The organism is Streptomyces sp. NPDC058295, assembly GCF_042880655.1.
Taxonomy (GTDB): domain Bacteria; phylum Actinomycetota; class Actinomycetes; order Streptomycetales; family Streptomycetaceae; genus Streptomyces; species Streptomyces coriariae.
Genome location: NZ_JBHVYO010000031.1, coordinates 17,772 through 40,438, shown reverse-complemented (window position 1 = coordinate 40,438; position 22,667 = coordinate 17,772). Strand labels below are relative to the sequence as shown.

Below are 22,667 nucleotides of genomic sequence, written 5' to 3'. Positions count from 1 at the left end.
CTAGGCGCGGCCGCGCAGGACCTCCGCCCGGCAGTCGTCCGGGGTGCCCCAGGCCGTGCGCAGGGCGCGGGCCTTGGTGAGCCAGAGCGACAGGTCGTACTCCGCCGTGTAGCCGATCGCGCCGTGCAGTTGGAGTGCGGTGCGCGCGGTCGTGTACGCCGCCTCGCAGGCGCTCACCTTCGCGGCGGCGACATCGGCCGGGCTCATCGTCACGGCGGCGCCCAGGACCAGGGGGCGGGCGAAGTCCAACGCGATCCTCGCGTCCGCCAGCCGGTGCTTGACCGCCTGGAACGAGCCGACCGGGACCCCGAACTGGACGCGCTCACCGACGTACGCCACGGTCCGCTCCAGCAGCGCCAGACCCACCCCGAGGGCCTGCGCGGCGGTGGCGAGACGGGCCCAGCACAGGGCGCGGTCCAAGGGCGGGTCCGGGGTGAGGAGCTCGCCGCCCGGCAGCAGGCGGGTGAGGCGACGGGCGGGGTCGAGGGAGGGGCGCACGGGGCCGTGCCCGGGAGCCAGCCGGAGGCCGTCGGCGGCCGCCGCCAGCCGTAAGGTCGCCGCTTCGCCGTCCACGGCGTACGAGCCCTCGGGCGCCAGCGTGGCCATCGACCTGCCCGCGGCCAGAGCGGGAAGGAACCGTTCGGCGAGGCCCGGATCGCGTAACAGGGCCGCCGCGGCGACCGTCTCGACCAGCGGGCCGGGCACCGCGTGCCGCCCCAGCTCCACGAAGGCGACGGCCAGCTCCACCGGCCGGTGCCCCAGCCCCTCGTGCGCCTCCGGGACCGCCAGGGCGAACACGCCCGCCTCGGCGATCCGTGACCACAGGGCGAGGCCGCCCGCCCGCTCGCCCCGGCTCCAGTCGCGGATCACGGCCGGGGTGTCGGCCGCGCTCAGCATCGCGTCCAACGAAGCCGCGAACGCCCGCAGTTCGGTGTCCAGCAGGAAACGCATCGCCGGCGGAGCCGGCCTGGGCGAAGTCATCGACGGCGTCCCCTCGGCAGGCCGAGCAGCCGCTCGGCGACGATGTCGCGCTGGATCTCGTTCGTGCCCGCGTAGATCGGGCCGGCCAGGGAGAAGACGTAACCCTCCGACCAGTCGGTGTCGGCCGCCTCCCCTTCCGCTCCTTCCGCGCCGAGCAGATCCAGTGCCGTCTCGTGCAGCGCGATGTCGTACTCCGACCAGAAGACCTTGTTCAGGCTCGACTCCGGGCCGAGCCGCTCCCCGGCGAGGAAGCGGGAGGCGGCCGCGTAGGTGAACAGCTGGTAGGCGCGGGCGCCGATCAGCGCGTCGGCGACACGGGCCGCGCAGGACTGCGGGCTGCCCCGGTCCACCCAGAGGGCGTGCAGGCGGTCGGCCGAGGCGAGGAAGCGCCCGGGGGAGCGCAGGGTGAGCCCGCGTTCGTTGGCCGCCGTCGACATCGCGATCCGCCAGCCCTGGCCCGGCTCCCCGATCACGTCCTCGTCCGGCACGAACACCTCGTCCAGGAACAGTTCGGCGAACGCCGGCTTCCCGTCCAGGCGGCCGATGGGGCGGACGGTGACGCCGGGGGCCCGCAGGTCGAACATGACGTAGGTGAGCCCCTGTTGGGGTTTCGGGGCGTCGGGGTCGGTGCGGAACAGGCCGAAGGCGCGGTCGGCGAAGGCGGCGCGCGAGGACCAGGTCTTCTGGCCGCTCAGCCGCCAGCCGCCGGCCACCCGGACCGCCCGGGCGCGCAGCGCGGCCAGGTCCGAGCCGGCCTCGGGTTCCGACCAGGCCTGCGCCCAGACGGCCTCGCCGGTGGCCATCGGGGGCAGGATCCGGGTCCGCTGTTCCTCGGTGCCGTGGTCGAGCAGGGTGGGGGCGAGGAGGCTCACGCCGTTCTGGTTGACGCGGCCCGGGGCGCCCGCCGCGTAGTACTCCTCCTCGAAGACCAGCCAGCGCATCAGGCCGCAGTCCCGCCCGCCGTAGCGGGTCGGCCAGTTGACCACCGACCAGCCGCCCGCGGCCAGTTCGGCCTCCCACGCGCGGTGCGCCGCGAAGCCCTCGGCGGTCTCCAGGGAGGGCAACGGCTCGGACGGCACCCGCGCGCGCAACCAGGTCCGGGCCTCGGCGCGGAACGCCTCGTCGGCGGGGGAGTGTGCGAGGTCCACCGGTCCCTCCTCGTGTGCGCGACCCACGGGTGTCTCCGTGCGTCCTCGACGTAGGTCCTTCGCGTGCGTCCTTCGCGTGCCTTCGTTCTTCCCTAACAAGTGTTTGGTAGGTTAGCGTGCCGTCATGAAGAACGTCGAGGGTCCGCCGTACGTTCCCGGGCACGCGCTGCTCGCCGGCCGCAGCGCCGTGATCACCGCGGCGGCCGGCGCGGGCATCGGCGGAGCGACCGCGCGCCGCTTCCTGGAGGAGGGCGCGCGCGTGCTGATCAGCGACGCCCACGCGCGCCGGCTCAAGGCGTACCAGGCCGAACTGGCCGCGGAGTTCGGCGAGGCTTCGGTGGCCGCCCTGCCGTGCGACGTCACCGACGACAGCCAGGTGCGGGCCCTGTTCGACACGGCCGTACGGGAACACGGGCGGCTGGACGTCGTCGTCAACAACGCGGGCCTCGGTGGGACCGCGGAACTCGTCGACATGACCGACGAGCAGTGGTCACGCGTCCTGGACGTCACGCTCGACGGAACCTTCCGGTGCACCCGGGCCGCCCTGCGGCTGATGCGGGAGACCGGCGGGGGAGTCGTCGTCAACAACGCCTCCGTCGTCGGCTGGCGCGCCCAGGCCGGACAGGCGCACTACGCCGCCGCGAAAGCGGGCGTGATGGCGCTGACCCGCTGCGCGGCGATCGAGGCCGCCGGGTACGGCGTACGGGTCAACGCCGTCTCGCCGAGCCTCGCCATGCACCCGCACCTGGTGAAGGTGACCTCGGCCGAACTGCTGGAGGAACTCACCGCCCGGGAGGCCTTCGGGCGGTACGCCGAACCCTGGGAGGTGGCCAACGTGATCGTGTTCCTGGCGTCGGACTACTCCTCGTACATGACGGGCGAGGTCGTCTCCGTCAGCGGCCAGCACGCCTGACGGCCGGAGCAGACGACAATGTGTTCGTGCCGACCAAGAAGAAGCCCCAGGTGACCGCCGCGCCCGCGCGTCGCCGTGAACTCCTCGACACCGCCGCCGAGGTCTTCGCCGAACAGGGCTACAACGCCACCACCGTCCGGAAGATCGCCGACCACGCGGGCATGCTCGCGGGCAGCCTCTACTACCACTTCGACTCCAAGGAATCGATGCTGGAGGAGATCCTGCGGACCTTCCTCGACGAGCTCTGGGACGGCTACGACACCGTCCTGGGCGCCGAGCTCGGACCCCGGGAGACACTCGCGGCCCTGGTCACCGAGTCCTTCCGGGAGATCGACCGGCACCGCGCCGCCGTCGCGATCTACCAGAAGGAGAGCAAGCAGCTCGTGGCGCAGGAACGGTTCGCGTTCCTCGCCGAGTCGCAGCGCCGGTTCGAGAAGGCGTGGCTGGCCACGCTGGAGCGCGGCGTCGCGGACCGGGTCTTCCGCACCGACCTCGACCTCCGCCTCGCCTACCGGTTCGTCCGCGACACCGTCTGGGTCGCCGCGTCCTGGTACCGGCCCGGCGGACAGCACAGCCCGGAGGAGATCGCCCGGCAGTACCTGTCGATGGTGCTGGACGGGATCGCCGTACGTGAACAGCCCTTTCCTGTGAGGGAGTTGACATGGCCGAGGCCTACATCGTCGAAGCGGTCCGCACGCCCGTCGGGCGGCGCGGAGGAGGACTGAGCACGGTCCATCCGGCCGACCTGGGCGCGCATGTGCTCAAGGAACTCGTCGCGCGGGCCGGCATCGACCCGGCCGCCGTCGAGGACGTCGTCTTCGGCTGCCTGGACACGGTCGGGCCGCAGGCCGGGGACATCGCCCGGACCTGCTGGCTGGCCGCCGGGCTCCCCGAGGAGGTGCCGGGCGTGACCGTGGACCGGCAGTGCGGCTCCTCGCAGCAGGCCGTGCACTTCGCCGCGCAGGGCGTGCTGTCCGGGACCCAGGACCTGGTGGTCGCGGGCGGCGTGCAGAACATGTCGCAGATCCCGATCGCCTATGCCACCCGGCAGGCCGCCGAGCCCCTCGGCTTCACCCAGGGCCCCTTCGCGGGCAGCGAGGGCTGGCGCGCACGGTACGGGGACCGGCCGGTCAACCAGTTCGCCGGCGCCGAGATGATCGCCGCGAAGTGGGGCATCAGCCGCCGGGACCAGGAGGAGTTCGCCCTGCGCTCGCACCGGCGGGCGGTGCGGGCGATCGACGAGGGCCGCTTCGCCCGCGAGACCGTCGCCCACGGGGAGGTCACCGCCGACGAGGGGCCGCGCCGGGACACCTCCCTGGAGAAGATGGCCGCGCTGAAGCCCGTCATCGACGGCGGGACCGTCACCGCCGCCTGTTCCTCGCAGGTCTCCGACGGCGCGGCGGCCCTGCTGCTGGCCTCGGAGCGGGCGGTGCGCGAACACGGCCTGACGCCACGCGCGCGCGTGCACCATCTCTCCGTCCGCGGCGAGGACCCGATCCGCATGCTGACGGCTCCGATCCCGGCCACCGCCCACGCCCTCAAGAAGACCGGGCTGTCGATCCACGACATCGACCTCGTCGAGATCAACGAGGCGTTCGCGCCCGTCGTCCTGGCCTGGCTGAAGGAGACCGGCGCGGACCCGGAGAAGGTCAACGTCAACGGCGGCGCGATCGCCCTGGGCCACCCGCTCGGCGCGAGCGGCGCCAAGCTGATGACCACCCTCCTGCACGAACTGGAACGCACCGGCGGCCGCTTCGGCCTGCAGACCATGTGCGAGGGCGGCGGCCAGGCCAATGTGACGATCATCGAGAGGCTGTGACGGCCGTGAAGGTGAGGGTCACCGACCCGCTGGGACGACTGCGAAGGTGACGCTCAGCGGTCCGCTGTGACCGCCACGAAGGCGGCGGTCACAGCGGGCGGCGGTGACGGCCACGAAGGCGGCGGTCACAGCGGGCGGCGGTGACGGCCACGAAGGCGGCGGTCAACGAGCGGCGCCGGGCCGGTCCAGGGAGGCGAGTGTCTCCTCCGCCTCCCGCATGATCCGGGCCACCAGTTCCGCGCAGGACGGCAGGTCGTCGATCACCCCGGCGACCTGCCCGGCGGCCATCACCCCGGCGTCCGTACGCCCCTCCACCATCGCGGACCTGAGCATCATCGGGGTGTTCGCGGCGAGCAGCACCTGACTCCAGGCGAGGTCCTTGCCGTGGCGCAGGGCCAGGCCGTCGCGGACCATCTCCCGCCAGGTGAGGCCGGACAGCCTGCGGAAGCCGGCCGCGTGCCGCACCGCCCGCACCAGGGCCCCGGCCCGGCCGGAATCCTCCAGGGCGTCGACCAGAGCGGTGCGCAGCATGCGGTGCGGGAGGCCGTCCACCGCCCGGGTGACGGTGACGTCCCGGACCGTCGCCGCCAGGTACCGCGCCTTCACCGCGTCCGGGACCGGCGAGTCCGAGGTGAGCAGGAAGCGGGTGCCCATCGCGACCCCGGCCGCCCCGTACGCCAGCGCCGCCACCAGCCCCCGCCCGTCGAAGAAGCCGCCCGCCGCCACCACCGGGATGTCCACGGCGTCCACCACCTGCGGCAGCAGTACCGTCGTCGCCACGTCCCCGGTGTGTCCGCCGCCCTCACCGCCCTGCACGATCACCGCGTCCGCACCCCACGCGGCGACCTTCTCGGCATGCCGGCGGGCCCCGATGGACGGGATGACGACGACCCCGCCCTCCTTCAGCTCGGCGATCAGCTCCGGGGAGGGCGCGAGCGCGAAGGACGCGACCCGCACGCCCTCGTCGAGGATGATCCGCACCCGGTCGCCGGCGTCCGCCGCGTCGGCCCGCAGATTGACCCCGAACGGCGCCGCCGTCCGCGACCGCACCTCGCGCACCGCCGCCCGCAACCCGTCGACGGTCATGGTCGCGGACGCCAGGACGCCCAGCGCCCCCGCGTCCGCCGCCGCCGACACCAGGCGCGGGCCCGCCACCCATCCCATCCCGGTCTGCACGATCGGGTGACGGACCCCGACCAGCCGGGTGAGCGCCGTTTCCATCAGCCGGCGACCTCCCGGGCCCGGGTGTTCCCCGGGTCGATCACCTCGCGGATCAGCCGCAGTTCGCCCGCCGTCGGTCCACGGGTGCGCGACACCTCGTCCGGGACCACGAGGTCGAACCCCGTCGCCTCCCGGACCTGCTCGACACTCACCCCGGGATGCAGCGAGGCCAGCCGCATCGACCGGTCGGGGGTGGCGAAGTCGAACACCCCGAGGTCGGAGACGACCCGCGGGATGCGGTGGTGGCGCGCGCCGGCCGCCCGGTCGTACCCGACCCCGCACACCATGTCGACCCGCTCGACGAACACCCGCCGGGAGTGCCTCGGCACCCAGTAACTCGTCGGGTTGTTCAGCGTGTTGACCGGCGCGCCGCGCACCCCGAGCAGCTGCCGCGTGGGCTTCGCCCAGTCGCCGATGCACGCGATGTTCTGGTTGCCGTACCGGTCGATCTGGCTCGCGCCCATCATCACGTGCCGCCGGCCCCCGGTGACCAGCGCCAGATGCTGCCGGTACGGCAGCCAGCCCTCGACGGTGCCGTCGAGACCGACGAGCAGTGCCTCCCCGTCGGTCAGCAGCAGGTCCGGCGCGAAGGTGTGCCGGGCGAGACGGGCACCGACCGAGGGGATCAGGCCCATGGGGCTGGCCAGGATCTCGCCCGCGCCGCGCCACGCCTCCGCGCAGGCGATCACGCAGTACTCGGCGCGCGTCACCTCGCTCATGACTCCTCCCCGACCGCCGACCGGTACGCCCGCTCGTCCCCGGCGAGGAACCGCGCCGCGAACTCGGGCCAGGGCGTCGACGCGTACCGCTTCTGGAACGGCTCGTCCCGGCCGTAGTCGGGGGCGCAGGACGTGAAGTGGGCGCCGTTCGGGGCCTCGATCACCCCGGTCACCGTGTGCCGCTTGAGCAGCAGCGACTGCGGCGCCGCCGCCTTCGTCAACTCGGCGGTGTCGACGACCTGTTCGCAGCTGACGTACGCCGCGTCCGCCGCCTCGCAGAACAGGTCGTCGAAGTACGGATCCGGGCCCAGGTACTGCCCGTTGCCCAGCCGGTCGGCCCGGTTGACGTGCACCAGGGCCGCGTCCAGCCGCAACGCCGGCATGGCCACGAACGTCTCCTGGTCCTCGTACGGCGAAGTCACCGTCCGCAGGCCGGGGTTGACCCGCATCACGTCCGAACCGATCCCCGCCCGCACGGGCAGGAAGGGCAGCCGGTTCGCGGCCGCGTGCAGACCCCACATGAACATCGCCTCGTCGACCTCCGTCAGTTCGAAGGCCCCGCGCTCGCGGGCCGCGCGGTAGTGCGGCTCCAGGGGGATCGAGTCGAGGGTGACGAAGGCGGTGACCAGCTTTCGGATCCGGCCGGCCGCGGCGAGCATCCCGACGTCCGGGCCGCCGTACGACACGACGGTGAGATCGGTGACCTCCGACCGCAGCAGCGCCCTGACCAGCGCCATCGGCTTACGGCGGGAGCCCCAGCCGCCGATGCCGAGCGTCATGCCGCTGCGCAGCCGGGCGACCGCCTCCTCGGCGGTCATCGTCTTGTCACGCACGCCTGCCCCCGTCCCTCTCCTCGCCGAAGGTGTCCCGGACCCGGTCGGCCACCCCGCCGACGCTCGCCTCGTAGGTGAAGCCCTGCTCGAAGCGGTAGCTGCGGCGCACGTCCACCGGGTCGATGCCGTTGATGGCCGCCTTGGCCAGACGCAGCAGCTCGCCGTCCTTCGCGGCGATCTCGCCGGCCAGCTCCAGGGCCGCCGCGCGCAGCCCGCCCGGCGGCACCACCCGCCACACCGAGCCGTGCCCGTGCAGTTCGGCCGCCGTGACCGTGCGCGAGGTGTAGTACAGGGCGCGCAGCAGGTGCTGGGGGACCAGCCGGGCCAGATGGGTGGCCGCGCCGAGCGCGCCCCGGTCCAGTTCCGGCAGCCCGAACACGGCGTCCTCGCTCGCCACGATCACGTCCGCGTTCCCCACCAGGCCGACCCCGCCGCCCAGACAGAAGCCCTGCACCGCCGCCACCACCGGGACCTCGCACTCGTACACCGCGGCGAACGCCTCGAAGCAGCCGCGGTTGGCGCCGACGAGCGCGCCCGGCCCCTGCGTCTGGATCTCCTTGATGTCCACGCCTGCGTTGAACCCGCGCCCCTCGGCGGCCAGCACCACACACCGGGTGCCGGGATCGCGGCCGGCCGCGCGCAGGGCGTCGGCCAGGGCGAACCAGCCGCTCACCGGCAGCGCGTTCACCGGCGGGAAGTCGACCGTGACGAGCGCGATTCCCTTGTCCGGCCCCTTTTCCGGGGACGAGGTGGAGACACCCATGGAAGCATCAGCTACCTTTCCACCAAACGTTTGTTAGGTGGAAGGTAGCAGCGAATGGAGCTGGACGGGAAGGTCGCCGTCGTCACCGGCGGCACGCGCGGCGTGGGTGCCGGCATCGCACGCTCCCTCGCCCGCGCGGGCGCACGGGTCGTGGTCTGCGCCCGTCGGCCACCGGAACACCCCCTCGACAAAACCGAGTTCATACCGCTCGACGTCCGGGACGCCGACGCCGTACAGCGCTTCTTCACCGACCTGCCCCGGCTCGACATCCTCGTCAACAACGCCGGCGGCGCCCCCTACCGCCCCCTCACGCACACCGACGCCGCACGGCACGCGCGCGTGATCGAACTCAACCTCCTCGCACCACTGACCGTCTCCCTCGCCGCATACGACCACCTCCGGCACACGAACGGCTCGATCGTGATGATCGGCAGCGTCAGCGGCAGCCGCCCCTCGCCCGGCACGGCCGCCTACGGCGCGGCCAAGGCCGGCCTGGAGAACCTCGCCCGCTCCATGGCCGTCGAATGGGCCCCCCGGATACGCGTGAACACCCTCGTCGTCGGCATGGTCCACACCGAACTGACCCACCTCCACTACGGCGGCGACGACGGCGTCGAAGCCGTCGCCCGCACCGTCCCCCTCGGCCGGCTCGCCCTCCCCGCCGACGTGGGCGCCGCGGCCGTCTTCCTCGCCTCCGACGCCGCCCGCTACATCAGCGGGGCGAGCCTGCTCCTGCACGGAGGCGGCGAACGGCCCGCCTTCCTCGACGCCGCAACCGCCAACAAGGAGACGTGAGATGAGCGGAATCTGCCACCGGCGCGTCGTCGTCGTCACCGGCGCCGGACGCGGCCTCGGACGCGCCCACGCGCTCGCGTTCGCCGCCGAGGGCGCCAGGGTCGTCGTCAACGACCTCGGCGTCGGCCTCGACGGCACACCCGGCACCCACAGCCCCGCCGGACAGGTCGTGGACGAGATCCGCGCGACCGGCGGCGAAGCGGTCGCACACGACGGCGACATCGCCACCCCCGAGGGCGCCGCCACCCTCGTCGACGCCGCCCTGGACACCTACGGCCGCCTCGACACCCTCGTCAACAACGCCGGCTTCCTGCGCGACCGCATGCTCGTCAACCTGGCCGACGACGACTGGGACGCCGTCCTGCGCGTCCACCTCAAAGGCCACTTCCTCACCCTGAAACACGCCGCCGCACACTGGCGCGCCGAGACCAGAGCGGGCCGCCCGCCCACCGCCCGCATCATCAACACCAGCAGCGGCGCGGGACTGCTCGGCTCGGTCGGACAGGGCAACTACAGCGCCGCGAAAGCCGGGATCGTCGCCCTCACCCTCGTCGCCGCCGCCGAACTCGCCCGCTACGGAGTCCAGGCCAACGCCATCGCCCCCGCCGCCCGCACCCGCATGACCGAGCGCACCTTCGCCGCGACCATGGCCGCCCCCGAGAACGGCTTCGACACGATGGCCCCCGAGAACGTCTCCCCGCTCGTCGTCTGGCTCGGCTCCGCCGCCAGCGAGGGCGTCACCGGACGCGTCTTCGAGGCGGACGGCGGACGGATCACCGTCATGGAGGGCTGGCGGCCGGGCCCCACCACCGACAAAGGAGCCCGGTGGACCGCCGCCGAAGCGGGCGAAGCCGTACGGAAACTGCTCACGCACACCACACCACCGGGCCCGGTGTACGGGACCCAGGCCCCCTGAGGGCCCCCGGGAACGGCACGCGAGCCCCCGACGACCCACCTACGTGTCGCACTCCAGCACCGTCCGGCACAACGCGCACCGCGCCCGCACCCGACCCCGTACCGGCACCCTGATCCGCTGGTGACAGGTGGGACACGCGAACGTCACCCGCAACGCCCCCGGCGCCTCCGGAACGAAGCTGTACGGGCTGTCCGGGGCCGCCACCGACGGCCGGTCCCGGGCCTGCCGGCGATCACGCGCGTAACGCCGCCGCCCCGCCCAGCCCGCCGCCGTCAACGGCGGCTGCCGCCCGTCGTGCCGGGCCCGCTCGAGACCCCGCCCGTACGCCGTGTACGCCTGCGCACTCGTGAACCACACCGACGGATCCTCACCGAAGACCAGCGACCGCTTCGCCAGCACATACCCGAACTCCTCCGGAGTCAGATACCCCAGCTTCTGCGAGGACGCCGCGTCCTCCCGGTACGCGTCGAGCAACAGCCAGCCCGCGCCCAGATACGTCGTCGCCGTGTCCGTCAGGATCTCGTTGTCCCGCGTCCCCGGGAACGACAGCCCCACCCGATGCAGATAGACATGCATGATCTCGTGCGCCAGCGCCGCGCCGATGTCCCGCCGATGCGTACGGAACCGGTCGTTCAGCTCGACGAAGTACTCCGGACCCGCCGTGAGTTCGACGTTCGCCGCATGCTCCATCGCACGGAACGCCACGATCATCCGCGCCTGAGGCAACCGGAAGTGCCGCACCAGCTCACGCGCCACCCGCTGCACCCCCAGATGCAGATCGTCCGTGTCGCAGAACGCCACGTCCGCCGGCACCACACTCGACGTGAACTGATGGATGGTGTCGTACGACAACCGCCTGTACAACGCCGTGACAGCCGCCCGCACCGTCTCCAGATGCGGATACCCGTGCTCGACCGGCCCGCCGTTCGCCACGCCCGCACCCCCAAGAGGCCGAGAACCCGATTCCACTGTAAGGGCAGGCCACCCCCGGAGCAGGCCCGGCGCACGCACTAGGGTGAACGCCCATGACCACCAGCAACACCCCCGGCTCCGGAGACGTCGACCCCGCCGTCCGCGAGGAGCTCGCCCGGCTGCGCGACAGCATCGACAACATCGACGCGGCCGTCGTCCACATGCTCGCCGAGCGCTTCAAGGCCACCCAGCAGGTCGGCCACCTCAAGGCCCGCCACCAGCTGCCGCCCGCCGACCAGGCCCGCGAAGCCCGCCAGATCGCCCGGCTGCGCACCCTCGCCGAGAACGCCAAACTCGACCCCGCGTTCGCCGAGAAATTCCTCAACTTCATCATCGCCGAGGTGATCCGCCACCACGAGCGCATCGCCGAGGACACCGTCAACGGCCCGGCCCCCGCACCGAACTGACCCGCGCGGCGGGCGCTACCGACGGTGACCGGCCGGACGCAGCCCGTCGACACCGCCCGCCTCGCCCACGCCACCCGCGCCCGGCACGGCGCCCCGGCGCGGGAAGGGACATAGGGCACGTACCGATCCGCCCCTGTGCCCGGCCAGCGGTATCAGGCAGCATGTCGTTCATGTCCGTACTGACGCGCGACGAAGCGCAGAGCCGTGCCAAGCTCCTCGACGTCCACCGCTACACCATCGAGCTCGACCTGACGACCGGCGACGAGACCTTCGAGTCCAGCACCGTCATCCGGTTCGCCGCGCGCGCCAACGGGGACACCTTCGTCGAAGTCAGGCCCGCGACACTGCACTCCGTCACCCTCGACGGCGAGCCCCTCGACCCGGACACCCTGGACGGCAACCGGCTCCCCCTCGAGAACCTCACCGCCGGCGACCACGAACTGCGCGTCCGGGCGAGCATGCGCTACTCCCGCACCGGCGAAGGCATGCACCGCTTCACCGACCCCACCGACGGCGAGACCTACCTCTACACCCAGCTCTTCATGGAAGACGTCCAGCGCGTCTTCGCCGCCTTCGACCAGCCCGACCTCAAGTCCGTCTTCGAGCTGACCGTCAAGGCCCCCGAAACCTGGACCGTCCTCGCCAACAGCATCACCGAACACCTCGGCGAAGGCCGCTGGCAGGCCGCCCCCACCCCGCTCATCTCCACCTACCTCGTCGCCGTCGCCGCCGGCCCCTGGCACTCCGTCACCACCGAACACCAGGGACTCCCCTTCGGCATCCACTGCCGCCGCTCCCTCGCCCCCCACCTCGACGCCGACGCCGACGAACTCCTCGAGATCACCCGGCAGTGCTACGACCGCTACCACGAGAAGTTCGAGGAGCCCTACCCCTTCGACTCCTACGACCAGGCGTTCGTCCCCGAGTTCAACGCCGGCGCCATGGAGAACCCCGGCCTCGTCACCTTCCGCGACGAGTTCGTCTACCGCTCCGCCGTCACCGACACCGAACGCCAGACCCGCGCCATGGTCATCGCCCACGAGATGGCCCACATGTGGTTCGGCGACCTCGTCACCCTCCAGTGGTGGGACGACATCTGGCTCAACGAGTCCTTCGCCGAGTACATGGGCTACCAGACCCTCACCGAAGCCACCCGCTTCACCGACACCTGGACCGACTTCGGCGTCGTCCGCAAACCCTGGGGCTACGACGCCGACCAGCGCCCCTCCACCCACCCCGTCGCCCCCGAGAACGTCGACGACACCGCCTCCGCCCTCCTCAACTTCGACGGCATCTCCTACGCCAAGGGCGCCTCCGCCCTACGCCAACTCGTCACCTGGCTCGGCGAGAAGGACTTCCTCGCCGGCATCAACACCCACATCGCCCGCCACCGCTTCGCCAACGCCACCCTCGCCGACTTCATCGACTCCCTCGCCGCCCACACCGACCGCGACGTCCACGCCTGGGCCGACGCCTGGCTGCGCACCACCGGCGTCGACACCCTCACCCCCACCCTGGGCGGCAGCAACGGCGACCACACCCTCACCATCACCCACCACGGCAGCCGCCCGCACCGCGTCGCCGCCGGCCTCTACGACCTCGACCTCACCGACGCAGGCGGCCTCACCCTGCGCGAACGCCTCGAGATCGACATCCCGCAGCACGCACCCCAGCCCATCGGCAAGCGCCCCGCCCTGGTGCTCCTCAACGACGGCGACCTCACCTACACCAAGGTCCGCTTCGACCCCGCCTCCTCCGAAACCGTCCGCACCAGCCTGTCCGGCCTGCCCGACCCGCTCACCCGCGCCGTCGTCTGGAACGCCCTGCGCGACGCCGTCCGCGACGGCGACCTCGCCCCCACCGCCTACCTCGACGCCGCCCGCGCCCACCTCCCCAAGGAAACCGACCTCGCCCTCGTCCAGGGCGTCCTCGCCTACGCCTCCGCACAGGTCGCCGACCGCTACGTCACCCCCGAGCAGCGCCCCGCCGCCGTCGCCACCCTCTCCGCCCTCTGCCGCGACCTCATCCGCCGCACCGAGGACGGCGACCACCCCGGCCTGCGCCTCACCGCCGTACGCCACTTCATCGACGTCGCCGCCCACCCCGACACCATCGCCGCCTGGCTCGCCGACGGCACCGTCCCCGGCGGCCCCGAACTCGACCCCGACCTGCGCTGGCGCGTCCTCGCCCGACTCGCCGTCCTCGGCGCCACCGACGAGCGCGCCATCGCCACCGAACTCGACCGCGACCCCTCCGCCACCGGCCAGGAAGGCGCCGCCCGCTGCCGCGCCGCCCTCCCCGACGCGGACGCCAAACGCACCGCCTGGGCCGCCATGTTCGACGACGACACCCTCTCCAACTACCTCTTCACCGCCACCGCCCAAGGCTTCTGGCAACCCGAACAGAGCGACCTCGTCGCCGACTACGTCCCCCGCTTCTACCAGGACGCCGTCGCCGTCGCCGCCCGCCGCGGCCCCGCCATCGCCGAAGCCGCCGGCCGCTGGGCCTTCCCCACCCACGCCGTCGACCCCGACACCCTCCGCCTGGGCGAGGAGTGCCTGACCGACGCCGACCCCATCCCCGCCCTGCGCCGCAAGCTCGTCGACCAACTCGACGACCTGGCCCGCGCGTTGCGGGTGAGGGGAGCGTAGGGCCCCGGCCGGGAGCCCGGAGGCCCGGAGGCCCGCAGGCCCGTCGGCCCGGGAAGTCCAGCGGGCCCGGGAGGCCCGTCGGCCCGGGAGCTCCGCAGGCCCGGAGGTCCGTCGGCCCGGAGGCCCGCAGGCCCGGGAAGCCCCCCGGCCCAGGAGGCCCGCCGGCCCGGGAGCCCCGTAGGCCGGAGAAGCCCGCCCGCCCGGGAGCCTCCCGGCCCGAGAAGCCCCCGGCCCGGGAGCCCCCTCGGCCCGGGAGGCCCCGGCCGCCGTGCCACTCAGCGCCGGTCGGCAAATCCAGCCCGTCCGGCGCTTGAGGACGAGGCCCGGTCAGGGCCGAAGCGGGGTCTGGGGGCGCAGCCCCCAGCAGCGCCCCACACCAGCCCCGGTGCGATCGCCCGCACCGGGGCTGAAGACAACCAGGGCTGAAAACGACCGGGGCCGAAAACGCACGTCCCCCGTAAGGGTTCCCTCACCGGATGTCGAGGACGCGCCTCCGCAATCCCCGACAAGCTGACACTCCCCGCTACGGGCACCCGCACCCGCCCCCGCGCCCCGGAGGAGCCCCCGTGAGCATGCCGCCCCTCGCCTCAGGACCCGAAGGCCCCGACGCCCTACGGCCGTTGCTCACCACCGTCCTCGACGCCCTCGCCACCGGCACCCGGGCCCGCGGAGGACCACTCCCCGCAGGCGGCCCCCAAGCCGTCGCCGCCCGCGTACGGCACGCGGCAGGAGACCTCCTCCCCGAACACGGCGACCCGCACGCCCTCACCACCCTCGTCCACGCCCTCGCCGAAGGCGCCGCCGACCCCGCCGACCCCCTCTGCGCCGCCCACCTGCACTGCCCGCCCCTCGCCGTCGCCGCCGCCGCCGACCTCGCCGTCTCCGTCCTCAACCCCTCCCTCGACTCCTGGGACCAGGCACCGGCCGCCTCCGCACTGGAGGCCCTCGTGACACGGACACTCGCCGCTCAGGCCGGCATGGCCGACGCCCTCGTCACCACCGGCGGCACCGAAGCCAACCAACTCGCCCTCCTCCTCGCCCGCGAAACCCACGGCCCCACCCTCACCCTCGTCTGCGGCGCCAACGCCCACCACTCCCTGCCCCGCGCCGCCTGGCTCCTCGGCCTCCCCGAACCCGTCATCATCCCCACCCCCACCGGCACCCTCGACCCCACCGCCCTCACCCACACCCTCACCACCCTGCCCGGCCCCCTCCTCGTCGCCGCCACCGCCGGCACCACCGACGCCGGACTCATCGACCCCCTCCCCGCCATCGCCGCCCTCACCACCACCCACGGCGCCCGCCTCCACATCGACGCCGCCTACGGAGGCGGCCTCCTCTTCAGCGACCGCCACCGCCACCTGCTCACCGGCCTCGACACCGCCCACACCGTCACCCTCGACCTGCACAAACTCGGCTGGCAACCGGTCGCCGCCGGACTCCTCGCCACCCGCGACGCACACGACCTCGCCGCCCTCCACCACCACGCCGACTACCTCAACGCCGACGACGACACCGAAGCCGGCCTCCCCGACCTCCTCGGCCGCTCCCTGCGCACCACCCGACGCCCCGACGCCCTCAAGATCGCCGTCACCCTCAAAACCCTCGGCCGCACCGGCCTCGGCGCCCTCGTCGACCAAGTCTGCGCCCACGCCCACGCGTTCGCCGGCATCGTCACCGCACACCCCGGCTTCGAACTCCACGCCCCACCCACCATCAGCACCGTCCTCTTCCGCCCCACCGGCGCCACCGACGACACCGTGGCCGAGATACGCCGCCGCCTCCTCACCCACGGCCACGCCGTCCTCGGCCGAGCCCGCCTCGCCGACCGGCTCTGGCTCAAGGCCACCCTCCTCAACCCTCACACCCGCCCCCACGAGCTGGCCGCCCTCCTCGACCTGGTGGAAGGAAACACCCCCCGATGAACACACCCCCACACTTCGGCACCGACACCCCCCGCGACCTCATCGGCATCGGCATCGGCCCCTGCAACCTCTCCCTGGCCGCCCTGGCCCACCCCCTCGCCGAACTCGACGCCGTCTTCTACGAACAACGCCCGCGCTTCGACTGGCACCCCGGCCTCCTCATCGACGGCGCCCGCGTCCAAGTCCCCTTCCTCGCCGACCTCGTCACCCTCGCCGACCCCACCAGCCCCTGGACCTTCCTCAACTACCTCAAAACCCACCAACGCCTCTACCCGTTCTACTTCGCCGAGCGCTTCCACACCCAACGCGCCGAATACGACACCTACTGCCGCTGGGTCGCCGACCAACTCCCCGGACTCCACTTCCGCCACCAGGTCGACGCCGTCCGCTGGAACCCCGAACGCGACGTCTTCGAAGTCGACCACACCCAACTCGACACCGACGGCGAAGCCGAAGCCCTCGGCCGCACCCACACCCGCAACGTCGTCCTCGGCATCGGCACCGAGCCCTACATCCCCGACGCCCTGCGCCCCCTCGTCGACGCCCCCGGCGTACCCGTCGTCCACGCCGCCGACTACCTCACCCACCGCGACACCCTCCTCACCGCCGGCCACATCACCGTCGTCGGATCAGGACAGTCCGGCGCCGAAGTCTTCCTCGACCTCCTCCGCCACCGCCCCGCCGGCCGCGAACAACTCCACTGGATCGGCCGCACCGACGCCTTCGCCCCCATGGAGTACTCCAAACTCGGCCTCGAACACTTCACCCCCGACTACACCCGCTACTTCCACGCCCTCCCCGAAAGCACCCGCGACCGCCTCACCACCGCCCAATGGCAACTCCACAAAGGCATCGACGCCACCACCCTCGCCGCCATCCACGACGAGCTCTACCAGCGCACCCTCGGCGGCGGCTGGCCCGACACCGTCCTCACCCCCGGCGTCCGCGTCCGCACCGCGGGACGCATCGCCACCACCAAGATCGAACTCCACCTCGAACACCTCCAGCAGAACACCCGCACCCGCCTCACCACCGACGCCGTCGTCCTCGCCACCGGCCACCGCGAACGCCCCCTCGACCGCATCCTCGCCGGACTCGACCCCTACATCCGCCGCGACAACCGCGAACGCCCCCGCGTCGACGAACACTTCCGACTCGTCCTCGACCCCTCCGTCACCGCCACCGGCTGCAACATCTACCTCCAGAACGCCGAACGCCACACCCACGGCGTAGGCGCCCCCGACCTCGGCCTCGCCGCCTGGCGCGCCGCCACCATCCTCAACACCCTCACCGGCAAAGAGACCTACCCCCTCCCCACCCGCACCGCCTTCACCACCTTCGGACTCGAACAACCGCAACCCCGAGTCCCCGCCGCCCGACAGGCACCCACCCTCACCCCCCTCGTCGACCGACGCTAGACACCCCGAAAACGCCAAAAGGGCGGTGCGCACACGGTGACCGACCAGGCCACCGCACGACACACCGCCCCAGGAAACCGGAGAGCTCAAGAACCCCTAGAACACCGGCGTACCGTCACGCGTCAGCTTCCAGTCCACCGACGCGAAGTCCTTCGGATCCAGCACACCCTTCGCCGTCACCCACTCCGAAATCCGCGTACGGATCTCCGTCGACTCCGCCCACAACTCCTGCGCCGACGCCACATGCGGGAACGCGCCACCACCATTGGCCCGGTAGTTGTTCACCGCCAGCACGAACTGCTGCGCATCGTCCAACGCCGCCCCGTTGTACGTCAGGTTCTTGATCCGCGAACCCGCCGCCTGCGCGATGTCGATCTCGTACACCAGACCCGACACATAGTCGTAGTTGTAGTCCGGACGTCCCGCCGCGTTCGTCAGCTTCTCCGTGTCGACCACCGCACCCGCGGCCGTCTGCACGAAGTACTGCGCCGAGTACTCCAGGTACGCCCGCACCTGCGCACCCGTCATCAACTTCGCCACCAGCGTGTTGTCGTACACGTACAGGCTCGACAGGTCCCGGATCGTCACCTCGCCGGCCGGGATCTCCGACGTCCGCGAGAACGGCGACGCCTGCGCGATGACCGGCAGCGAGGCATACGACGTACCCGCCAACGCCGCCTTGACGACGTCCTCCTGCACCTTCGTGATCAGGTCGATGATCGGCGCGTCCTTGTACCGCGCCTCCACCGTCGTCAACGTCTCCGTCGCCGAACCCACCACCTGGTTGACGTACGCCACCACCTTCGCGTGCTCGTCACCCAGCAGCTTCGTGATCTTCGGGTCGTCCGCGACCGTGTTGGAGTTCAGCACCTTCGAGGAAACGGACTCGACCGTCCACCGCCCCTTCTCGAACACCAGCTCGACATCGAACACCGACAGCCGCTCCGCATACGCCAACGGCTCCGACAACACGACCGTCTTCCCGCTCTTCGCGTTGACGACCTTCAGCTCCGGAATCTCCACATGCGCATGACCCACCAGCACCGCGTCGATGTCCGGCACCTGCTGCGCCACCAACGCCGCCGAGTTCTCCACATACGGCAGCTGATCACCGTACGACGACGTACCCGACGAACCCGAGTGCGCCGACACGATCACCACATCCGCACCCAGCGACTTCAGCTTCGGCACCCACTTCGCCGCCTGCTCCTCCAGCCCCGGGAACGCCAGCTTGCCCTGCACATACGCCTTGTCCCAGATCGCGATACCCGGGTTCGTCAGCCCCAGCACCGCCACCTTCACCGGCGGCGCACCCTTCACACAGAACGTCTTGATCACATACGGCTGGAACGCCGGCTTCAACGTCTTCGCGTCCACCGCGTTCGCCCCGAGCAGCGGGAACCGCAACTGCGACTCGAACTTCCGCAGCGTCTCGATGCCGTAGTTGAACTCGTGATTGCCCAGCGCCGCCGCGTCATACCCGATCGCGTTCATCGCCTGCGCCATCGGATGCACCGGACCACCCTTGGCGGTGATCGGATCCACCTTCGCGTAGTAGTACGTCAGCGGAGTGCCCTGGATCGTGTCACCCGCGTCCAGCAGCAGCGTGTTCTCGCGCCCCTTCTCCGCACGGATCTGGTTCACCAGCGTCGAGATACGCGCCAGCCCCTGCGCGTTACCGGCCGCGTCCTTGTACTCCGCGTCCTTGAAGTAGTCCCAGTTGAAGACGTGACCATGCAGGTCCGTCGTCCCCAGCACCGTCAGCGCATACCGCTTCGGCTGCTTGACCGGCTTCCCCGGCTTCTTCGCCTCGGCCGCATGCGCCGGCGCCACCGCACCACCCGCGATCGCCACCCCCGCCCCGGTCACAGCGGACTTCTTCAGGAACTTCCGGCGATTCAACGGCATGTCTCATGCTCCTCGGGGAAAGGTCAACGACGCGCGTAGATTCTGACCCGGGCATGACCGACGGCAACAGGTCCAGGAGGTTTCGATCTGGTGACCAGCACGGTCAACTCCCCCCAGGCACCAGGGAAAGCCATGACAAGGTAGGACGTATGACCTCCCCGCAGAATTCCCCGTACGGCACACCCGACGCCCCCCTCCTCACAGTCCGCGGCGAGGCCGAACTCGACGTCGCCCCCGAGATCGCCCGCATCGGCATCACCCTCACCGCCCGCGGCCGCGACCGCCGCACCACCCTCGACGACCTCACCCGCCGCAACACCACCACCCTCGACCTCATCAAGTCCTACGGCGACGCCGTCGAAAACCTCTCCACCGGCACCCTCACCCTCACCCCCGAACTCACCCAACGCGGCCGAGGCGAACGCGTCCGCACCCACCACGGCACCATCCACCTCACCGCCGAACTCAACGACTTCACCACCCTCGGCGAACTCACCACCCGCCTCGCCGACCTCGACCTCACCCGAATCGACGGCCCCACCTGGGAACTCCGCCCCACCTCACCCGTCCACCGCCAAGCCCGCCAGCAAGCCGTACGCGAAGCCGTCCAACGCGCCAACGAATACGCCGAAGCACTCGGCACCACCGTCGCCGCCCTCCTCGAACTCGCCGACACCGGCACCAACGGCGGACGCCCCCGCGCCGCCTTCGACCGCCGCGCCGTCCGCTTCTCCATGGCCGCCACCGAAGCCGACACCGAGACCCCCGAACCCCTCGACCTCGAACCCCAGCGCATCCAGGTCCGCGCCGAGATCAGCGCACAGTTCACGATGAATCCACCACGCCTCTGAATTGACCCATTCGAGGAAAAGGGAAAACTGCTCATCAGAGCGGCAGCCCGCACAATTTATTAGTTGACAACAACCCTTCACCCAAAGGTTGTTGGACGGCCATGGCCTCCGAATTCCCTACCCACCGGTAAGACATAAGCTCGAAACATGCGCCGAGCAAAAATCGTCTGCACCCTGGGCCCCGCCACCGACACATACGACCAGATCAAAGACCTGGTCGACGCCGGAATGGACGTAGCCCGCTTCAACCTCAGCCACGGCGGCCACGCCGAGCACGAGGAGCGCTACCAGCGCGTCCGCAAGGCCTCCGACGAAACCGGCCGCAGCGTCGGCCTCCTCGCCGACCTTCAGGGCCCGAAGATCCGCCTCGGCAACTTCGCGGAAGGCCCCGTACTCCTTGAACGCGGCGACCCCTTCACCATCACCGTGGAAGAAGGCGTGGAAGGCGACCGCCACAGGTGCGGCACCACCTACGCCGGCCTCGCAGCCGACGTCACCACCGGCGAACGCATCCTCGTCGACGACGGCAAAGTCTGCCTCGAAGTCACCGACGTCGACGGACCCCGCGTCCACACCCGCGTCATCGAAGGCGGCGTGATCTCCGACCACAAGGGCCTCAACCTCCCCGGCGTCGCCGTCTCCGTCCCCGCCCTCTCCAAAAAAGACGAAGAAGACCTCCGCTGGGCGCTCCGCACCGGCTTCGATGTCATCGCCCTCTCCTTCGTCCGCACCGGCCGGGACATCCTCGAAGTCCACCGCATCATGGACGACGAAGGCCGCCGCCTCCCCGTCATCGCCAAGATCGAGAAGCCCCAGGCCGTCGAGAACATCGACGACATCGTGGCCGCCTTCGACGGAATCATGGTCGCCCGCGGCGACCTCGGCGTCGAGATGCCCCTCGAACAGGTCCCCATCGTCCAAAAGCGCGCGATCAAGCTGGCCAAGCGCAACGCCAAGCCCGTCATCGTCGCCACCCAGATGCTCGACTCCATGATCGAGAACTCCCGCCCGACCCGCGCCGAAGCCTCCGACGTCGCCAACGCCGTCATCGACGGCACCGACGCGGTGATGCTCTCCGGCGAGACCAGCGTCGGCAAACACGCCATCCAGACCGTCCGCACCATGGCGAAAATCGTCGAAGCGGCCGAGGAAGACATCCTCGCCAAAGGCCTCCCGCCCCTCACCGACTCCAACAAACCCCGCACCCAGGGCGGCGCCGTCGCCCGAGCGGCCGCCGAGATCGGCGACTTCCTCGACGCCAAATTCCTCGTCGCCTTCACCCAGACCGGTGACACCGTCCGACGCCTCTCCCGCTACCGCTCCCCGATCCCCCTCCTCGCCTTCACCCCGGAACCGGCCACCCGCTCCCAGCTCAACCTGACCTGGGGCGTCGAGACGTTCCTCGGCCCGCACGCGGACTCCACGGACGCGATGGTCGACCAGGTGGACGAGCTGCTCCTGCGGTACGGCCGCTGCCGGAAGGGCGACGTGGTGGTCATCACGGCGGGTTCACTCACCGGGGTCTCGGGCTCGACCAACCTGGTCCGAGTCCACCACGTCGGAGAGGACGACAGCCCGAAGTAGGGGGATCGGGTCAGTGCTTGGGGCCTACGTGGGTGTCGAGTAGGGCGACGTGCGCCTTCTTGGCGACGGAGATGTTGTAGGGGTTCCCGTTGCGGGTGCAGTGCGTCCACTCGATGCCCAGCTTTTCGAGGGTGTCGGTGAAGAGCCGCCGGATGTCGTCGGAGACGTTGGTGAAGAAGTACCGAGGGTATTCGTAGGCGCTTGCGCTCACCAGCGACCGTGCGGGTCGTCCAGTTCGTGATACGGCACCCGTCGGAGTGGATGAGACCCCGGACGAACTCCCAGGGGTGGGCGTCGACGATGGCCTGCTGCCAGGGTTCGAGGACGATGGGCCGTTCGTGCTTCTTGCCGGGGCCGTGCTGGGGGAACATGCAAGTCCAGTGCCTTGTGTACGACTTCACCTCGACGCAGCCTGTTTTGTGGCGCTGGCTGACGCTCGGGAGCGGCATCACCTTGCGCATGGCTTCTTCGGCTGCGGCGATCAGTCCGGTCTGCGTCGCGTTGCAGAAGATGGACAGGTGATGCTGCTTTGGCTTCGAGACGATGTGGCCGTCCCCGAGATAGAGGCCCAGCAGGTAGGCGTACGCGATCTCACCGAACTCGTGGCCCGTGCATTTGGGGCAGTCCGTCGGCTGCTCGTATTTCTCGTCACGGCCTTTGCGGTCCTCGCTGCGCCACCAGCCGACGGTGCCGCGTGGAATGTTCAGACGCTCAGCTACCACACGATTGGTGACACCTTGGCGCATGAGTGCGACGGCTTGGGCGCGAATCGAAGAGTTGTGCGGTTCCATGCGGCCACTTTGAGCAGGAGGTCGCGACGACACGCGGCAAAAAAGCGGATGT

General features: G+C 71.2%; 19 protein-coding genes and 1 pseudogene. 11 read left to right on the top strand and 9 right to left on the bottom strand.

The annotated features are described in order from the left end of the window. Entirely contained in the window at positions 1-951 is a 951-nt protein-coding gene (locus ACFVYS_RS28985; protein ID WP_389506817.1) for an acyl-CoA dehydrogenase family protein, read from the bottom strand. A 26-nt stretch (positions 952-977) separates the two neighbouring features. Next, the gene (locus tag ACFVYS_RS28980; protein ID WP_389506719.1) at positions 978-2,129 is read right to left on the bottom strand and encodes an acyl-CoA dehydrogenase family protein; all 1,152 of its coding nucleotides are present in this window, start codon (positions 2,127-2,129) and stop codon (positions 978-980) included. A 124-nt stretch (positions 2,130-2,253) separates the two neighbouring features. Between ACFVYS_RS28980 and ACFVYS_RS28975 the strand changes: the two genes are divergently transcribed. From ACFVYS_RS28975 to ACFVYS_RS28965, 3 genes are read left to right on the top strand one after another with little or no spacing between them, the layout of a single operon-like run. Then, positions 2,254-3,042: an SDR family oxidoreductase gene (locus ACFVYS_RS28975; protein WP_389506717.1), complete on the top strand. Its 789-nt coding sequence runs from the start codon at positions 2,254-2,256 to the stop codon at positions 3,040-3,042. 26 nt (positions 3,043-3,068) lie between these two features. Then, positions 3,069-3,767, top strand: coding sequence for a TetR/AcrR family transcriptional regulator (locus ACFVYS_RS28970; RefSeq protein ID WP_389506715.1), 699 nt, complete (start codon positions 3,069-3,071; stop codon positions 3,765-3,767). After that, the gene (locus tag ACFVYS_RS28965) at positions 3,704-4,861 is read left to right on the top strand and encodes an acetyl-CoA C-acetyltransferase (RefSeq protein ID WP_389506713.1); all 1,158 of its coding nucleotides are present in this window, start codon (positions 3,704-3,706) and stop codon (positions 4,859-4,861) included. Before ACFVYS_RS28970 ends, ACFVYS_RS28965 begins: the two co-directional genes overlap by 64 nt. Before the next feature lie 162 nt (positions 4,862-5,023). Here ACFVYS_RS28965 and ACFVYS_RS28960 read toward each other — a convergent pair whose 3' ends face one another. Genes ACFVYS_RS28960 through ACFVYS_RS28945 form a run of 4 tightly spaced genes read right to left on the bottom strand, consistent with a single transcriptional unit; the run spans position 5,024 to position 8,397 of the window. Next, positions 5,024-6,082 (bottom strand): NAD(P)H-dependent flavin oxidoreductase, encoded by a 1,059-nt coding sequence (locus ACFVYS_RS28960; protein ID WP_389506711.1) that lies wholly within the window; start codon positions 6,080-6,082, stop codon positions 5,024-5,026. Beyond that, positions 6,082-6,801 carry a CoA-transferase subunit beta gene (locus ACFVYS_RS28955; RefSeq protein WP_389506709.1) on the bottom strand — a complete coding sequence of 240 codons (720 nt, stop codon included), beginning with the start codon at positions 6,799-6,801 and terminating at the stop codon, positions 6,082-6,084. Before ACFVYS_RS28955 ends, ACFVYS_RS28960 begins: the two co-directional genes overlap by 1 nt. After that, positions 6,798-7,634 carry a CoA transferase subunit A gene (locus ACFVYS_RS28950; protein ID WP_389506707.1) on the bottom strand — a complete coding sequence of 279 codons (837 nt, stop codon included), beginning with the start codon at positions 7,632-7,634 and terminating at the stop codon, positions 6,798-6,800. The genes ACFVYS_RS28955 and ACFVYS_RS28950 overlap by 4 nt, the downstream gene beginning before the upstream one ends. Beyond that, a complete protein-coding gene (locus tag ACFVYS_RS28945) occupies positions 7,627-8,397 on the bottom strand; it encodes an enoyl-CoA hydratase family protein (RefSeq protein ID WP_389506705.1) in 771 nt (256 codons plus the stop codon). Before ACFVYS_RS28945 ends, ACFVYS_RS28950 begins: the two co-directional genes overlap by 8 nt. Before the next feature lie 54 nt (positions 8,398-8,451). Here ACFVYS_RS28945 and ACFVYS_RS28940 point away from each other — a divergent pair, with 54 nt between their 5' ends. Next, entirely contained in the window at positions 8,452-9,192 is a 741-nt protein-coding gene (locus tag ACFVYS_RS28940) for an SDR family oxidoreductase (protein WP_389506703.1), read from the top strand. 1 nt (position 9,193) lies between these two features. Then, the gene (locus ACFVYS_RS28935) at positions 9,194-10,108 is read left to right on the top strand and encodes an SDR family oxidoreductase (protein WP_389506701.1); all 915 of its coding nucleotides are present in this window, start codon (positions 9,194-9,196) and stop codon (positions 10,106-10,108) included. A 39-nt stretch (positions 10,109-10,147) separates the two neighbouring features. Here ACFVYS_RS28935 and ACFVYS_RS28930 read toward each other — a convergent pair whose 3' ends face one another. Further along, on the bottom strand, positions 10,148-11,041 hold the full coding sequence (locus tag ACFVYS_RS28930) for a hypothetical protein (protein ID WP_389506699.1): 894 nt from the start codon (positions 11,039-11,041) through the stop codon (positions 10,148-10,150). 92 nt (positions 11,042-11,133) lie between these two features. On the opposite strand from ACFVYS_RS28930, the gene ACFVYS_RS28925 reads away from it, so the two are divergent. The 4 genes from ACFVYS_RS28925 to ACFVYS_RS28910 all read left to right on the top strand — a co-directional run bounded on the left by ACFVYS_RS28925 (position 11,134) and on the right by ACFVYS_RS28910 (position 17,481). After that, complete coding sequence (locus ACFVYS_RS28925; RefSeq protein ID WP_389506697.1) at positions 11,134-11,487, top strand: chorismate mutase; 354 nt, start codon at positions 11,134-11,136, stop codon at positions 11,485-11,487. A gap of 170 nt (positions 11,488-11,657) precedes the next feature. Next, positions 11,658-14,138 carry an aminopeptidase N gene (gene pepN / locus ACFVYS_RS28920; RefSeq protein ID WP_389506695.1) on the top strand — a complete coding sequence of 827 codons (2,481 nt, stop codon included), beginning with the start codon at positions 11,658-11,660 and terminating at the stop codon, positions 14,136-14,138. 566 nt (positions 14,139-14,704) lie between these two features. Continuing rightward, positions 14,705-16,063 carry a pyridoxal phosphate-dependent decarboxylase family protein gene (locus ACFVYS_RS28915; protein WP_389506693.1) on the top strand — a complete coding sequence of 453 codons (1,359 nt, stop codon included), beginning with the start codon at positions 14,705-14,707 and terminating at the stop codon, positions 16,061-16,063. Then, entirely contained in the window at positions 16,060-17,481 is a 1,422-nt protein-coding gene (locus tag ACFVYS_RS28910) for a lysine N(6)-hydroxylase/L-ornithine N(5)-oxygenase family protein (protein ID WP_389506691.1), read from the top strand. The genes ACFVYS_RS28915 and ACFVYS_RS28910 overlap by 4 nt, the downstream gene beginning before the upstream one ends. A gap of 96 nt (positions 17,482-17,577) precedes the next feature. Here ACFVYS_RS28910 and ACFVYS_RS28905 read toward each other — a convergent pair whose 3' ends face one another. Then, positions 17,578-19,389 carry a bifunctional metallophosphatase/5'-nucleotidase gene (locus ACFVYS_RS28905; protein ID WP_389506689.1) on the bottom strand — a complete coding sequence of 604 codons (1,812 nt, stop codon included), beginning with the start codon at positions 19,387-19,389 and terminating at the stop codon, positions 17,578-17,580. Positions 19,390-19,538: 149 nt separating this feature from the next. Between ACFVYS_RS28905 and ACFVYS_RS28900 the strand changes: the two genes are divergently transcribed. Both ACFVYS_RS28900 and pyk read left to right on the top strand, forming a co-directional pair. Beyond that, complete coding sequence (locus tag ACFVYS_RS28900) at positions 19,539-20,240, top strand: SIMPL domain-containing protein (protein ID WP_389506687.1); 702 nt, start codon at positions 19,539-19,541, stop codon at positions 20,238-20,240. A 147-nt stretch (positions 20,241-20,387) separates the two neighbouring features. Then, a complete protein-coding gene (gene pyk, locus ACFVYS_RS28895; RefSeq protein WP_389506685.1) occupies positions 20,388-21,824 on the top strand; it encodes a pyruvate kinase in 1,437 nt (478 codons plus the stop codon). A gap of 10 nt (positions 21,825-21,834) precedes the next feature. Here the strand turns inward: pyk and ACFVYS_RS28890 are convergent. Beyond that, positions 21,835-22,615, bottom strand: a pseudogene (locus ACFVYS_RS28890) (helix-turn-helix domain-containing protein). Between the last annotated feature and the right edge of the window lie 52 nt (positions 22,616-22,667).